Origin of the sequence: Paraburkholderia sp. IW21 (assembly GCF_041321145.1) — a bacterium.
Lineage (GTDB): Bacteria > Pseudomonadota > Gammaproteobacteria > Burkholderiales > Burkholderiaceae > Paraburkholderia.
Genome location: NZ_JBGGWA010000011.1, coordinates 182,173 through 195,828 on the forward strand (window position 1 = coordinate 182,173; position 13,656 = coordinate 195,828).

The following is a 13,656-nucleotide window of genomic DNA, read 5'->3' on the forward strand; positions in this document are numbered from 1 at the left end:
ACTCACTCAGCTCGCCATCCCGCTTTGCTGCACACGCGCCTCGACCCGGCTGCGCATGGTCTTGCGATACCACAGCGTCCACAGCGTCAAGCCGCCGTAGATGCCGTAGCCGATGAACGGGGACACCACCAGAAAGCGTTCGATCGGCCAGGTAAGAGCCATCCACGCGCGCAGCGCCGTTTCGCCGGTCAGGCCGACGCCCCATACCAGCGTCATCAGCCGCATCGCCCTGACGAGAGCAGGCCGCTCGCGCCACAGCGATTCGAAGCGCGCGGCGCCGCCTTCCATTTCACGGGCGACGGTGGCGCGTGCAAGATAAAAGATCAGCGGGCGGCGCATCGGCAACGACAGCAGAAACAGCACGCCCACCGCGCCGGACACCAGTGATTCACGCAGCAACAGCATGCGAGGACTGCCGCCCAGCGCCATCGCCGCGACCGACAGCACGATGCCCGCCACGACCATCACGCTGAGCGCGTCGACGCGTCGAAAGCGCGCCAGTTCGATCAGGCTCCAGATGATCGGCGGCCCGGCGGACGCGATCAGCGCGCCGGTCTCGCCGAGGTGCGGCAGCGCGAGGCGATAAGCGAGCCACGGCAGCAGAAAGTTGACGGCCAGTTCCAGCACAAAACCCGGACGGAGCTTCATATGAATTTACGCTGTAAGCGAAAGCGGCAGTATCGGTGAACCGGGCGTGTCGATGCAAATAGTTTTTCGCATTGGCTGCAGCGCCCGGATAGTACGTAGTCCGTGATCCGCTGCGCCCTGTGTACACTTGCGTCTCTTAGTCGAAGCCAGTCATGACATCCCGTTATCCAATCCCTCCGAACGAAATCGAATTGACCGCCGTGCGCGCGCAAGGAGCGGGTGGTCAGAACGTCAATAAAGTATCGAGCGCCATTCACCTGCGTTTCGACGTGCAGGCTTCGTCATTGCCGGACGTGCTGAAGATGCGCCTGCTCGCGCTGTCCGATCATCGGCTCACGCGCGACGGCGTGGTGATCATCAAGGCACAGCAACACCGCACTCAGGAGATGAACCGCGCGGCGGCGCTGGCGCGCCTCGATGAACTGATCGAAAGCGTCAGCGTGACCCGCAAGCCGCGGGTCGCGACCCGGCCGACGCGTGCATCGAATCGACGTCGACTTGATGGCAAGGCCAAGCGCAGCGAGATCAAATCCGGCCGCGGCCGGGTGGAGGATTAAAGGCCGATCCAGGGCACCAAGCTGCTGGGAGGGCCCTCGAAAATGTCCTCAAGGGTGCGCTCAGATGTTCCGCAATAGAACGCGTGGCAAGCGTCGCTTAAGCTCATCAGCGCTTACCCCCGCGTCCACTGGGACGCGTATCGGTTGTTGATGCCGCCGGCACAAAATCGACGCAAAGCACATTCGTGCCGTCGCGCTCGAATGCGATTGCCGCGGTATAGCAGTCCTGGCCGTCCGCAAGCGAATAATGCGGCCCCATCATGGCGACGCGCCCGGGCGCTGCGAGAGCATGCTTGAAATACGCGCGCCGCGACCAGTTGCTGCGCGTGTCGGTGTAGAGCGGCGCGAGCCGCAGCGGAGGGGGCGGCACCGATGGAGCCGTGACCGACGCTTGCGTCTGTTCGCCTTGGCCGTCGGTGATGAAAACCCGGCGCGCTTCGCGCAGATGCCACACCTTTTGCGCCGCCTGGCGCAGATCGCCGGTGGTCTTGAAGGTGTCGACGGCGGCCAGTACCGCCTCGGCAAACCCTTCAAAGCCGAGCCGCTGGTGGCCGGCATGCGCGCGCTCGTAAGCGGCGAACTTGCTCCACATCGACTCGATCAACGCCGGCACCGCGGCGCACGCAGCTTGCACTGAGCTCTTCGGCTGACCGAGCCAGAAACCCTGTACGAAATCGACGTCGGCTTGCATCAGAATCATCAGTTCTTCGTCGGTTTCGACGCCTTCGGCGAGCACCAGTGTGCCGGACTGATGGAGCATCGCGATCAGGTGGCCGATCATCGAATCGTCGCCCTCGCGTTTGCCGGCGCGTGCGACCAGCGAGCGGTCGAGCTTGACGATGTCGGGACGGAAACGCCATACGCGGTCGAAGTTCGAAAAACCGGTGCCGAAATCGTCAATCGCGATCAGGAAGTCGCGCGGCTGCGATGCCGCGAGCATGCTGGCGACGGCGGATTCGTCGTCGGCGGGTTGTTCGAGCACCTCGATCACGATGCGCTCCTGCGGCAGGCCGAAGTGCGCCGACAACTCGTCGATGAAGGTGCGCTGCGGCCAGCCGGTCTCGAACACCTGCGGACGCGTATTCAGAAATAGCCACCCGGTGCTGATGCCTTGTTCCATGAAATTCGCCACATGTAGGCAGCGTGCGATGCGGTCGAGTTCGCGGGCGTCGGCGGCCGAGCGAGTGCCAGAGAAGAGTACCTCCGGCGAGACCGGCAGGCCGACAGGATCGAACGCGCGCAGCAGTCCCTCATAGCCGACCACACACTGATGCGTGACGGACAGCACCGGCTGGAACACGCTGTGCAGGGTCAATGCGCGCCACGTCGCGGTCCAGCCGGACTCGTCCCGGACCAGATGCGGGAGCAGGCCGCGCAGGGTCAATTCGCTGACGGTCGGCATAAAGGCGGGCATGAGAGCGGGCATAGTGACATCGCGGCAAACGGGTGACAGGGCGCGCGGACAGATTCGGCGCGCAACGGATGCACAGCCCAGGCGTCGGCACGGTGAGGCCGGCAAAACCCGAGAACGCGCAGAGCAATGCCAGCCATGCTGGACTCCGGCGGACTATTCAAAACCAGTCTAGCAGTTCGCACTTCGCATGAATGTGCGGGTTATCACAGAAGCGGGACGTGGTTGAGGGCCCGGCGAACTGGTTGTGACGCGTGAGTCGGCCACAGCGTCGCAGGCGTCTCGCAAGTCAGATCGTTAAAACGCCATTAATCGCGCGTATGAAGCCGAGCGTAGCAGGGCGGCAAGTGGGTGCCCGCCAAACTCCAGCCCAGGACCGTGCTCAGACGTTTGCGTACTGGAACGGTCGGTCTTTCGCCAGGCTACCCCAGTTGCAGCGGAATGAGCCGGATCAGTGAGCGCGGCCCGCCTGCAGGTTTGGCGGACGACAGGTATGCTGCTGCTTTTCGTGAAACGGAGGTCGGGCAATGGCGGAAATCGCGGTCGTCGCAATCTCGGTGGCTAAGCCGGGCAATGAAGAGCAACTGCGCGCAGCGCTCGAAGGCATCGTCGAGCCCACGCGCAAAGAGCAGGGCGCGCTTCAATACGATCTGCATCGTGACGTGCAGGAGCCGCGCCGGTTCGTGTTTGTCGAGCGATGGGAAAGTCAGGAGGCGCTGGCGGCGCATGCCAGATCCGCGCATATCGAGGCTTATAAGAAAGCAGTGGCGGATTGGGTCGAGCACGCGGAAATTCGCGTTGTGTCGAAGATTGCGTGAGCGTTTAAAAGCGTCGCATTACGGCGAGTGAGCAGCCCGGTCGGATCCGGCTTGTGCGGCACTCGCCGCTTATCCTTAGTGGGTTGCTTGCGGCACGTCGAGGATCAGGATGATGGTCCAGTCGGCATCGCCATCGTGGTGATATTGCCGTTCCGCGACGATGAACGGCTGCTGCTTGCCGTCCGGGCCAAGAAACAGCACGTCGCCTTCCATCGGCAGACACTCGACGGGCGGCAGCGCGAGGAATGCCTCCTGACCGCCGCGCGGCATCAGTTTTTCGATTTTGCGAGATGCTGCTTCAGTCCATTCGATATCTAGCTGGATATTGCTCATGCTGTCCTCCGCACCAAGGTGCGCACGGGTTAGGGGGATTCCGGCGGGCGCCGGTCGGTGCGCGACTTTAGCATAACGGCAGCCGGGCGCCGCGGGCCTGCCGCGCCCGGTTCGCGCTTCTGCAGAGCGTTGCCGGCGGGCCTTCAGCGCCTCTTCAGCGATACCCTGGCATATCACCGGCGCGTTTCGCATTGAACGCTCGGGAGTCTTTGGCAAGTCCATTAGACAATAAAAAAGCCGAAACCGGCGGTGCCGGCTTCGGCTTTTCACCTTCGCGGGGAGGCCGCGGGTGATGCAGTCAACTGCGCTTACGAACTGGCGTCGGCCTTGGCGGCCTTCTTGTGATGATGCGGGGCCATCTTGTGATGCTTCTCCGGCATGGCCGGTGCGTTTTCCATTGCTTGCTGCCTGGATTGCAAATCTTGCGCGCGCTGTTCGACGTCGGCGGCCTTGGCCGGATCGGTGCTCATCATGACGCCGTTGTCCTGCGCATAAGCCAAGCCCGTTACGGCACTGAGGGAAACCAGGATCGCCAGGGACACTTTCTTCATCGTTACCTCCGCAGAGTGGTTATGGACCCGAGTATTTGCCTGTCCAATCGGAAAGACAATGCATTCTAGCCAGCAACATCCGCTCCAGCGGACGTTTTGTAACGGCAATGACAATTAGTTACATGTTGTTACCTTTAGTCCACAGTCGCGGCCCATCACGAACTTGCGGCCAGATCGGTAGTGTATTGTCGATACAGTGAATATTCGCATCTCTAAATAAATGGCTCATTGTGTAATTCGGAATTCAGAACCATCCGATTGCACGATAGACATGAAACTGCGCAATCCCAATCAGTTCGTGAAGAGCGATCTCCGCATTCACCAGATTGTCATAACGCGGCAGTACACCAAGATGTGCGTGCCGTGCGCCCGAGATCAACGGCTGTGGCGTGAGGCCAAAGCGGTGGAAGTCGAGCAGTGCGCGCGGCATCTGGTACGCGGAGGTGATGAGTATCAAGGAACCGTAGCGTGATCGTTCTAGAATAGCCGATACGTTGCGCGCGTTTTCGTAAGTCGTGCGGCTGCGGTTTTCCAGCACGATGTCCGCACGCGGAACCTGTCTGCGCAACAGGTAGGGCAGATAGGTGTCGGCTTCGGTCGCGCGATGCCGTTGGGGATTGCCACCGCTGACGATCACCTGGCACGTGGCTGCCGTACGTTTGCAGGCGGCGTAGCGCTCGGCGCTCATGGCGATGCGCGCGAGTACGTCGCGCGGTGGCACGAGCACATCGTCGCCATCGTAGAGGGTGCCGCCGCCCAGCATGACGATCGCGGTGCGCGGCGCGAAGCGGGCAGGTGTGTCGATCTGCCGATGCGGTTGCGCCAATTCCAGCAATGGAGCAGTGAGCCAGCCGGCGGCGAGCAGCCAGAAGAGGGTGGCCGTGCAAATGGCCAGGGGTCCGCGGGCGCGTTTCCACAGCACGATTGCTGCAAAAAAAAGCGCTAATAAAGTGAATAGAATCAATTTAGATGGGGTAACGTATGACTTTCGGGACAAATCCAAGGGCTTGCTATCGCGCCGCAGCGGTTGCATCGTCGGCCTTTGGACAGAACGCTAACATGCCGTTCAGACGGGGGTTCCGAAGTCGAGACCAGGCAGCACCTGGCGGAATTCGGCCGCATGGTATGCAGCCGGCTTCCAGCCAAGGGCGAGTGCTATGCGCGTCACTGGTGGCGCGGTGACGTGTTGGGCATAAATGAGTCATAGCTGCACTTTAAGAAAGAAGTGAGATGACCACGTATTCCAACGAAGCGGTACTTGAAGCGCTGCGGCGGGCGCAATATCGCCAGGTTCCATGGGCTAGACGTCCGGGTGTATTCCAATATCTTCGCGCGCTAGGCCTGATGGACACCGTTCGACAGCGCACCGTCGCACCGGCTCCGGGCTTTCACGCACCTGTCGATATTGCCGTGCTCACCGAGCGTGGCAGGGCCGAGTTTGCGCGGCTCGCGCATGACGAACGCCTGCTGAGCTGGACAATCCAGCGAATGAACGACTACGTCGTCGCCGCAGCCGAAACGCGACCCACAGCTACTCTCGAAGCCCGGCCTTAGGGACGGCAGGCAGAGACCCGGCGCCGTTTATCCGGCCGCTTTATGCGGCTGGCGGTGATTTTATCGCTCCGTCTTGTTGCTCTGCTTCTGCGCCTCGATGCAGCGCGCGCCGCTCTCCTGTTCACGCAAAAAAAAGCCCGTATCACGAGGATACGGGCGTACCGGAATTACTACTGCCACGCTGTGCTGATGGCGTTAAATCAGACTGGCGCCGCGCCGGGTGGTTCCCACGATCGTTCAATTCGCAGTGCAGCGTGTTATCTCGCAGCTGACGCAGGAGCTGGTTAGAGCAGATAAAACAGCGCGGACAACAGCGGCTAGCGCCCGAATGCTCGGGACGAGACATCCACGATGAGTCAGTCACGCCCGCGACGACGCGCCCCTAACGATGGTGCGTGGGGTCTTCGCGCGGCGGTTCCGGCCGTGTGCGTACATTGCTTGCGATATCGCCGCGCAAGTCGCCGCGCGGCGCTGGCGGGGTGAAATCGCGGCTGCGCGCTCCGCTTTGCTGCGAGGCTTCAGCGGTGGCCGTGCGATCCGGCCGCCAGTTCCACCCTTGTGGGCGCTGCTGTGCAAGCGCCGGTGCGGCCATTGATGAAACGACAATGCCGTACAGAAGCAGTGACATTGGTTTCATTCTGAGCTCCCGTCAAGCCGATCGAATCATGGCGTGTTTGCATACTCATAAGGTATGCCGAGGAGCGAAAGGACGCTGTAAGCAATGGTAAAGGGATGTTTCATGAGTAACCATCGAATTGCTTCAGGTGTCTGAAGCGGCTCGATGGGCAACATGGAGGGGAGCGGGAGGGGACGACTGCAGTGGGCGCGCCGGAGAGCGGTGCCCATTGCCGGCCGGCCGGGTGTCCACATACGACGCCCGGCGGCCCAGATACGCCGGGCGCCTGAGGGCGTCCGGCGGCAAAACAATCCTCGGTCAGGCCATCTTGACCGGTGCGCGCCACGATTCCGGATTGGTCCAGAATGCGCCCCGCAGACGGTCGCGGCTCGGCGGTGCCGGCGGCTTTGCCGCGGTCGCGCCAATCCGGCCGCGCAGCGAAATTTCACGGCCGCTCGTGCCGAGTCGCTTAACTATTTCGGCGAGCGTACCATCGGCTTGCCACTCGTCGAAGCGGCGGCGGCAAGTCGGTGGCGAAGGATAGCGGCCCGGCAGCTTGGACCAGCCTTCGCCCGTCGATAGCACCCAAAGCACGGCGTTGACAACCGCACGTGCTTCCACGCGTGGTCGACCGCGCCGTTCGCTCCGTGCTGGCTCCGCACAGAACAACGCCTCGACCAGCGCCCACTCGTTGTCTCTCAAATCGTCGAACAGCATCATGTTTCACCTCAGCGAAGCCAACTCCGGTGCGCTGCCCCGCGCCGCGCACTCTCCATGCACTCGATAGGCGAGTGCCAAGGGGGGACGGGCTTGCCACGGTCCTGCTGTGCAGTCAGAAGTCGTGGCGCCGATCCTGTGTATCTCTAAATGCAGGAAGTGTGCCAAGTTGAGTCCGACCGCCTGAAAGTCCTGTGACAGCGGGCCAGCGCGAGCGCTAGCTAGGGGCGTATGAGAATCCAAAAAACCCATCTCGCAAATCGGGACAATCACCAATCTTGTGCAATCAGGCCCGGCCTCCGTGCGTTTGCGCCTTATTGCTGCATTGCAGCGACAACGTGAAAAGCCGTTGTGGTCGGGCATTTCCCCATACAATGCGCATCAAATGAGGTTATTGATGAGGTCGGTAAATGAATGTAACGCTGCGCCAGCTAAGGGTTTTCATCGAGGTCGCCCGTTTGCAGAGCTTCAGCCGGGCCGGCGACGAGATCGGCCTGACGCAGTCGGCAGTCAGCCGTTGTGTACGTGAGCTGGAGGGCGAAATCGGTCTCAAGCTTATCGACCGCACCACGCGCGAAGTGCAGCTGACCGACGTCGGCGGCAACCTGGTATCCAGCGTTTCGCGCCTGCTGACGGATCTGGACGACGCGTTGCGCGAGATCCGCGAAATCGGCGAGCAGCGGCGCGGCCGCGTGGTCGTGGCCGCTAGCCCGACGGTCGCCTGCCGCCTCATGCCCGGTGTCGTGGCATCGTGCGGCCGGCAATTCCCGTACATCACGCTGGGCTTGCGCGACGACGTGCAAAGCGACGTGGTGCGCAAGGTCAAGTCGGGTGAGGTCGATTTCGGCGTGATCATCGGCCCGTTTTCCGCCGACGACCTGCTCAGCGAATCGTTGATGACGGATTCGTTTTGCGTCGTCTCGCGCGACGATCACCCATTGGCGGCGCAGGAGCGGGTAGCGTGGACGGACCTCGACGGCCAGCAACTCGTGATGCTCGATTACGCGTCGGGCAGCCGGCCGATCATCGACGCCGTGATGCAGGAATACGGCGTACACGCCGCAGTGGTGCAGGAGTTGGGGCATTCCGCGACTGTCTTTGGCCTGGTCGAAGCGGGTGTTGGCGTGAGCGTGCTGCCCTGGCTGGCCCTGCCCCTGCCGGCGGGCGCGGCGCTGGTGGCGCGCCCGCTCGTGCCGCGCGCGGAGCGCACTGTCGAACTGGTGCGGCGGCGCGACCGCTCGCTGTCGCCGGCGGCGGAGGCGGTGTGGAGCCTGATTCGCGAATTGCCGGCACGGGCGGAGGATTTGAGCTGATCCCGAAAACAGGCGCCGCGCTAAACTGTCGCCTCTGCTGCAAGCCAACCTTTTACCCGTTACCTGTTTGGAAGCCTCGATGATGGAAGCCTCGATGAGCGAATCGGATCTGCTTGTGCCATCCCTCCCGAATGCGCGCGATGCCGTGCGCGCACTGCGTCCTTCGCAGATTCGCGAAGTCGCCAATGCCGGTTTCGGTGTCGAAAACGTGTTGCCGTTCTGGTTCGGCGAGTCTGACCGGGTGACGCCGGCCTTCATCCGCGACGCCGCCAGCGCCGCGTTGGCGGCCGGTGCGACCTTCTATACGCATAACCTGGGCATTGCGCCTTTGCGCGCGGCGCTCGCGGGCTACGTCAGCGAGCTGCATGGGGCGACTTCGCCCGACCACATCGCGGTGACGAGCGCTGGCGTCAGTGCCTTGATGCTGGCCGCGCAGTTGGTGGTGGGCGCGGGTGACCGCGTCGTCGCCGTGACACCGCTCTGGCCCAATCTGGTCGAGATCCCCAAGATTCTGGGCGCGCAGGTAGAAACCGTTGCGCTGGGCTACGGCGAGCGCGGCTGGCAACTTGATCTCGAGCAATTGCTGGCGGCGCTGACGCCGGACACGAAGATCCTGCTGATCAACTCGCCGAACAATCCGACCGGCTGGGTGATGAGCCGCGACGAGCAGCGCGCGGTGCTGGCGCATTGCCGTCGCCACGGTATCTGGATCGTCGCCGACGAAGTCTATGAGCGTCTTTATTACGCGGACGACGCTGCTCCCGGCGCGAATGGCGCGCATTCGCGCACCGCGCCGTCGTTTCTCGATCTGGCCACGCGCGACGAACGCGTGATCTGCGTGAATTCGTTCTCCAAGGCATGGTTGATGACCGGCTGGCGGCTCGGCTGGATCGTCGCGCCGGCCGGCCTGATGGACGATCTGGGCAAGCTGGTCGAATACAACACCTCGTGCGCGCCGGCTTTCGTTCAGCAGGCCGGCATCGCGGCCGTCCAGCAGGGCGAGCGCTTTACGCAGGATCTGGTGCTCGACCTGAAGGCGTCGCGTGACCATCTGGTGGCGGCGCTGTCCACGTTGCCGGGTGTCGACGTGAAGGCGCCAGCCGGGGCGATGTATCTGTTTTTCTCGATGCCGGGGGCGTCGCGCAGTCTCGAGTTATGCAAGGCCATGGTGCGCGAAGTGGGTTTGGGCGTGGCGCCCGGCAGCGCGTTCGGCCCGCAAGGCGAGGGCTTCGTGCGCTGGTGTTATGCCTGCGACACGGCGCGGCTGGATGCGGGTGTGGCGCGTCTGAAACGGTTTCTGGCTCAACCCGGCACGTATTGAGGCACGGCGGGGCGGGCGGGTGGAGACCGGTTTAAGGTGCTATTCCCGCTTCGACTCCTGTTCATTTCCGTCCGCTTTTCCTTTTAAGCGCGCATGAAAAGGCAAAGCACGGAAAATGCGCCGGGGATTTCGTCTTTACGCACTGGTTGTTTTTGCGTAATATGGCGCTCAGTCACGCGATTCCTTTCAGGAATATCGCTGCTCCGTCCGGCTGGGTTTGGCTCGATTGCCTGTTTCGCCTCCCCCCGGTGCGTGCTCCCATCAATATGACCGATCAGAATCGGGCGAGCGCGTCTTCAGTTCCATATCGTCTGTTTGATCCGGTTCTTTGACCACAGGGTCTGACCTAGCTGCATGAATACCCAAGAGGCGAAGATCGTCCTCGAGACTGCCTTGATCTGCGCGCAGGAGCCGTTAAAGCTCGGCGAGCTGCGCAAGCTCTTTGCCGACGGCGTGTCGGCAGACACCGTTCGGACTTTGCTCGAAGACCTGAAGCAGGATTGGTCTGGGCGCGGTGTGGAGCTGGTCGGGCTGGCGTCGGGCTGGCGATTTCAAAGCAAGCCCGCGATGCGTTCGTACCTGGACCGTCTGCATCCTGAGAAGCCGCCGAAATATTCGCGCGCGGTGCTGGAGACGCTGGCGATCATTGCGTACCGGCAACCGGTCACGCGCGGCGATATCGAAGAGATTCGCGGCGTCACGGTGAATACGCAGGTCGTCAAGCAGCTCGAGGATCGCGGCTGGATCGAAGTGATCGGCCATCGTGATGTGCCAGGCCGTCCGGCGCTGTACGCGACCACGCGGCAATTTCTCGACGACCTCGGTTTGACGGCGCTCGACGAATTGCCGCCGCTCGCCGATCCGTCGGCGCAGTTGAATGCGGATCTGCTCGGTCAGCATGCGATCGAATTTTCCGAGGCCGACGCCGTGAAGGCATTGGCTTCCGGCGACGAGGGCACGCTGGAACAGCAGCCGGACTCCGTTGCAGTCGAGGCGGGCGCTGAAACAGGCGAATCCCTCGGCGAGACGGCCGATAGCGCGCAACCGGACGCTTCGCAGGCAGCCGGCGATACGCTGCAAATCGGGTCCGCAGGCGCGGCTGGGCATGCCGATAACGGTCATGCCGAAGAAGCACGCGACGCGGCAGGCACGGCAATCGCTGACGAACACGCTGAAGAGCATCTCGCGTCGGCCCATCAGACGCAGCAGGCAGGCGAGGCAAGCCATGGCACTGCTGTTGCCGCGCCGGCACCCGAGTCGCATCAGGGTGCTGCCGCCGTACCGGCGGTGCAAGAACATGTCGAGGCAGCAAACGTTGAAGTTGAATCGCAGGCCGGCGCTGTCGGGCCCGCACTGAATCACGATCCGGTCTCCCAGACCGATCCGGCAGTACCCGCGCACGACTCGGGCGTACTCCGCAATACGGAGCACGCCACCGAGCCGAACCCGACCACGGCGGCGCACGGCGATCCTGAGGATCGTCGCGATGCGGCGCAGGACGCAGGCATTCTGACCGACGACGAACCCGAGTCGCGCAGCGCCTGACGTAACCGAACTTTTTTTTGCCGCGCCCGCAACGGGCGCGCGCGACCTGACATTTTGAGGTTGTTTTGACAGATACCCACGACACCGATTCGTCCGAATCCGAGCGCGCCGTGCCGTCGGCGCGCGCCGACGAAGCGCGCACCACGCAAGCATCGGCAGGCGAGGGCGAGCGCCCGGCGCAGACCACGGAAGCAGACGGCGAAGACCGTCCGCGTCGCGGCCTGCGTCGCGGACCGCGCAGCCTGATTGCGCGGCGCCGCGCCGGAGCGAAGACGAAGGGCGCCGAAGGCGCGCCCGCGCAAGGGCAGCCGGTTGTCGCCGAAGCGCCGCCGGACGGCGAGGTGGTCGCGCAGGTGCGCATGCCCCGCAAGGATGCAGGCGCCAAGGGCCAAGGCCCGCGCCGCAATGCGGGCGGCGCGAAGCGCGAGGGTGGTCAGCGTGAAGGTGCGCCGCGAGAAGGGCAGCGCGATGGCGCGCCCCGCGAGCGTCAACCGCGCGAAGGCGGTCAGCGCCAGAATCGCCGTGGCGGCGAAGCACCTGTGGCAGCAGCAACCGAAGCGAGCCCGGACGACCTGTTCTCGTACGTCACCTCGCCCGCATTCGATGCGGACAACGGCACCACCGGCGGCGTGCACGCCCCGATGCTGCGCCGTGGCAAGCCGGTTGCGCCCAAGCGCGTGCTGGCCGCGGACGACGACGCGCCGAAGCTGCATAAGGTGCTCGCTGAAGCCGGCATGGGCTCGCGTCGCGACATGGAAGAACTGATCGTCGCCGGCCGCGTGTCGGTGAACGGCGAGCCGGCTCACATCGGCCAACGCATCATGCCGACCGACCAGGTCCGCATCAACGGCAAACCGGTCAAGCGCAAGCTGGCCAACAAGCCGCCGCGCGTGCTGCTGTACCACAAACCGACCGGCGAAATCGTCAGTCACGCTGATCCGGAAGGCCGCCCGTCGGTGTTCGACAAGCTGCCGCCGATGAAGACCGCCAAGTGGCTCGCGGTCGGCCGCCTCGACTTCAACACGGAAGGTTTGCTGATGCTGACCACTTCGGGCGATCTGGCGAACCGTTTCATGCATCCGCGTTACAGCGTCGAGCGTGAATATGCGGTGCGCGTGGTGGGCGAACTGGCCGAAGGCATGCGTCAGAAGCTGCTGCACGGCGTCGAGCTGGAAGACGGCCCGGCGAATTTCCTGCGCATCCGCGATGGCGGCGGCGAGGGCACCAATCATTGGTATCACGTCGCGCTCGCCGAAGGGCGTAATCGCGAAGTGCGCCGCATGTTCGAAGCCGCTGGCCTGATGGTCAGCCGCCTGATCCGCACGCGTCACGGCCCGATCTCGCTGCCGAAGGGCCTGAAGCGCGGCCGTTGGGAAGAACTCGAAGACAATCAGGTGCGCGCGCTGCTGGCCTCGGTCGGCCTCAAGGCGCCGAGCGAAGAAAAAGGCAGCCGCAACTCGGCGCCGGAGCGCAAGCAGCCGGATCCGATGCAAACGTCGATGGGCTTCATCAGCCGTGAACCGGTGTTGATGTCGCATGGCCGCTTCGACCAGCAGCAGCCGCGCGGCCAAGGCCGGCGTGGTGCGGCGGGGGGCGGCTTCGGCGGCGGTGCCGGCGGTGGTGCCGGCTCCGGTTTCGGTGGCGGCTACGGCAATCGCGGCGCTGGCCGCAGTGCCGGAGGCTTCAGCGGACCGATGGGCGGCAGCGGTGCACCTGGCCCGCGCGGTGGCCGTGAGGTCGACGGCAATCGCGCACCGTCGGGTAATGCCAATCGTGCGGCTGGCGGCGGCAAGCGTGCCGGCGGCAGTGGCGGCAGCGGCGCCAATCCGGGCAGCGGCAGCCGCGGGCCGGGCGGTAATCGTGGCGGCAACGCCAACCGCGCAGGCGGTGGTAATGCCAACGCGGGCGGCGCCAATCGCGGCGGCGGTGCACCGCGCGGCCGTTCGCGCGGCCGTTGAGCAGAATGAGAAGCATGGCGGTGGGCCGCTGATCGTTTTCAACGATTGCGCCAGGCCACCGTCAGAATCAATCGATGGGCGTCACGGATTTCGCGTAACGCATAAAACCGCTGCATGCGCCATAAGTAGGGGCAGAGTTTCTTGGCCCCGCTTGTCCTGCGCGAGTCCGAGGCGGCGCAGGCCGCCTTGCACAAGGCCCGAGGCGTCGCCCTATCGTTGAAAGATTCCCATGAAATCAAGCGGAAATGCGCTTCGCGCGGCGTTCCGCGGTTTGCGTTTGTCCCGAAAAATGGCTACAATCGCGAAGTCGCTGG

At 63.7% G+C, this 13,656-nt stretch carries 13 protein-coding genes and 1 pseudogene; 7 read left to right on the top strand and 7 right to left on the bottom strand.

The features are described 5' to 3' along the window. Positions 1-6: 6 nt before the first annotated feature. Entirely contained in the window at positions 7-648 is a 642-nt protein-coding gene (locus ACAX43_RS24780; protein ID WP_370711039.1) for a VC0807 family protein, read from the bottom strand. 152 nt (positions 649-800) lie between these two features. Between ACAX43_RS24780 and arfB the strand changes: the two genes are divergently transcribed. Further along, positions 801-1,205, top strand: a complete 405-nt coding sequence (arfB, locus tag ACAX43_RS24785) for an alternative ribosome rescue aminoacyl-tRNA hydrolase ArfB (protein ID WP_370711040.1) — start codon at positions 801-803, stop codon at positions 1,203-1,205. A 106-nt stretch (positions 1,206-1,311) separates the two neighbouring features. Here arfB and ACAX43_RS24790 read toward each other — a convergent pair whose 3' ends face one another. Next, positions 1,312-2,631 (bottom strand): EAL domain-containing protein, encoded by a 1,320-nt coding sequence (locus tag ACAX43_RS24790; protein ID WP_370711041.1) that lies wholly within the window; start codon positions 2,629-2,631, stop codon positions 1,312-1,314. Between the two features lie 512 nt (positions 2,632-3,143). Here ACAX43_RS24790 and ACAX43_RS24795 point away from each other — a divergent pair. Next, positions 3,144-3,434: a putative quinol monooxygenase gene (locus ACAX43_RS24795; protein WP_370711042.1), complete on the top strand. Its 291-nt coding sequence runs from the start codon at positions 3,144-3,146 to the stop codon at positions 3,432-3,434. A gap of 75 nt (positions 3,435-3,509) precedes the next feature. Here ACAX43_RS24795 and ACAX43_RS24800 read toward each other — a convergent pair whose 3' ends face one another. From ACAX43_RS24800 to ACAX43_RS24810, 3 genes are all read right to left on the bottom strand, one after another. Next, positions 3,510-3,767, bottom strand: a complete 258-nt coding sequence (locus ACAX43_RS24800; protein ID WP_007182306.1) for a hypothetical protein — start codon at positions 3,765-3,767, stop codon at positions 3,510-3,512. Positions 3,768-4,075: 308 nt separating this feature from the next. After that, on the bottom strand, positions 4,076-4,318 hold the full coding sequence (locus ACAX43_RS24805; RefSeq protein ID WP_370711043.1) for a hypothetical protein: 243 nt from the start codon (positions 4,316-4,318) through the stop codon (positions 4,076-4,078). Positions 4,319-4,562: 244 nt separating this feature from the next. Next, positions 4,563-5,282 carry a YdcF family protein gene (locus ACAX43_RS24810; protein WP_370711136.1) on the bottom strand — a complete coding sequence of 240 codons (720 nt, stop codon included), beginning with the start codon at positions 5,280-5,282 and terminating at the stop codon, positions 4,563-4,565. 266 nt (positions 5,283-5,548) lie between these two features. Between ACAX43_RS24810 and ACAX43_RS24815 the strand changes: the two genes are divergently transcribed. Next, positions 5,549-5,872 (top strand): hypothetical protein, encoded by a 324-nt coding sequence (locus ACAX43_RS24815; protein WP_370711044.1) that lies wholly within the window; start codon positions 5,549-5,551, stop codon positions 5,870-5,872. Positions 5,873-6,254: 382 nt separating this feature from the next. Here the strand turns inward: ACAX43_RS24815 and ACAX43_RS24820 are convergent, their stop codons facing one another. Further along, a complete protein-coding gene (locus ACAX43_RS24820) occupies positions 6,255-6,509 on the bottom strand; it encodes a hypothetical protein (protein ID WP_370711045.1) in 255 nt (84 codons plus the stop codon). Between the two features lie 300 nt (positions 6,510-6,809). Further along, positions 6,810-7,205, bottom strand: a pseudogene (locus tag ACAX43_RS24825) (transposase); the annotation flags it as partial. Positions 7,206-7,615: 410 nt separating this feature from the next. Between ACAX43_RS24825 and ACAX43_RS24830 the strand changes: the two are divergent. The 4 genes from ACAX43_RS24830 (at position 7,616) to rluB (ending at position 13,342) form a co-directional block, all read left to right on the top strand. Next, the gene (locus ACAX43_RS24830) at positions 7,616-8,518 is read left to right on the top strand and encodes a LysR substrate-binding domain-containing protein (protein WP_370711046.1); all 903 of its coding nucleotides are present in this window, start codon (positions 7,616-7,618) and stop codon (positions 8,516-8,518) included. Between the two features lie 94 nt (positions 8,519-8,612). Continuing rightward, on the top strand, positions 8,613-9,839 hold the full coding sequence (locus tag ACAX43_RS24835; RefSeq protein ID WP_370711047.1) for a pyridoxal phosphate-dependent aminotransferase: 1,227 nt from the start codon (positions 8,613-8,615) through the stop codon (positions 9,837-9,839). A gap of 354 nt (positions 9,840-10,193) precedes the next feature. Next, positions 10,194-11,384 carry an SMC-Scp complex subunit ScpB gene (gene scpB, locus ACAX43_RS24840; protein ID WP_370711048.1) on the top strand — a complete coding sequence of 397 codons (1,191 nt, stop codon included), beginning with the start codon at positions 10,194-10,196 and terminating at the stop codon, positions 11,382-11,384. 65 nt (positions 11,385-11,449) lie between these two features. After that, positions 11,450-13,342 carry a 23S rRNA pseudouridine(2605) synthase RluB gene (rluB, locus tag ACAX43_RS24845; RefSeq protein ID WP_370711049.1) on the top strand — a complete coding sequence of 631 codons (1,893 nt, stop codon included), beginning with the start codon at positions 11,450-11,452 and terminating at the stop codon, positions 13,340-13,342. Positions 13,343-13,656: the final 314 nt, after the last annotated feature.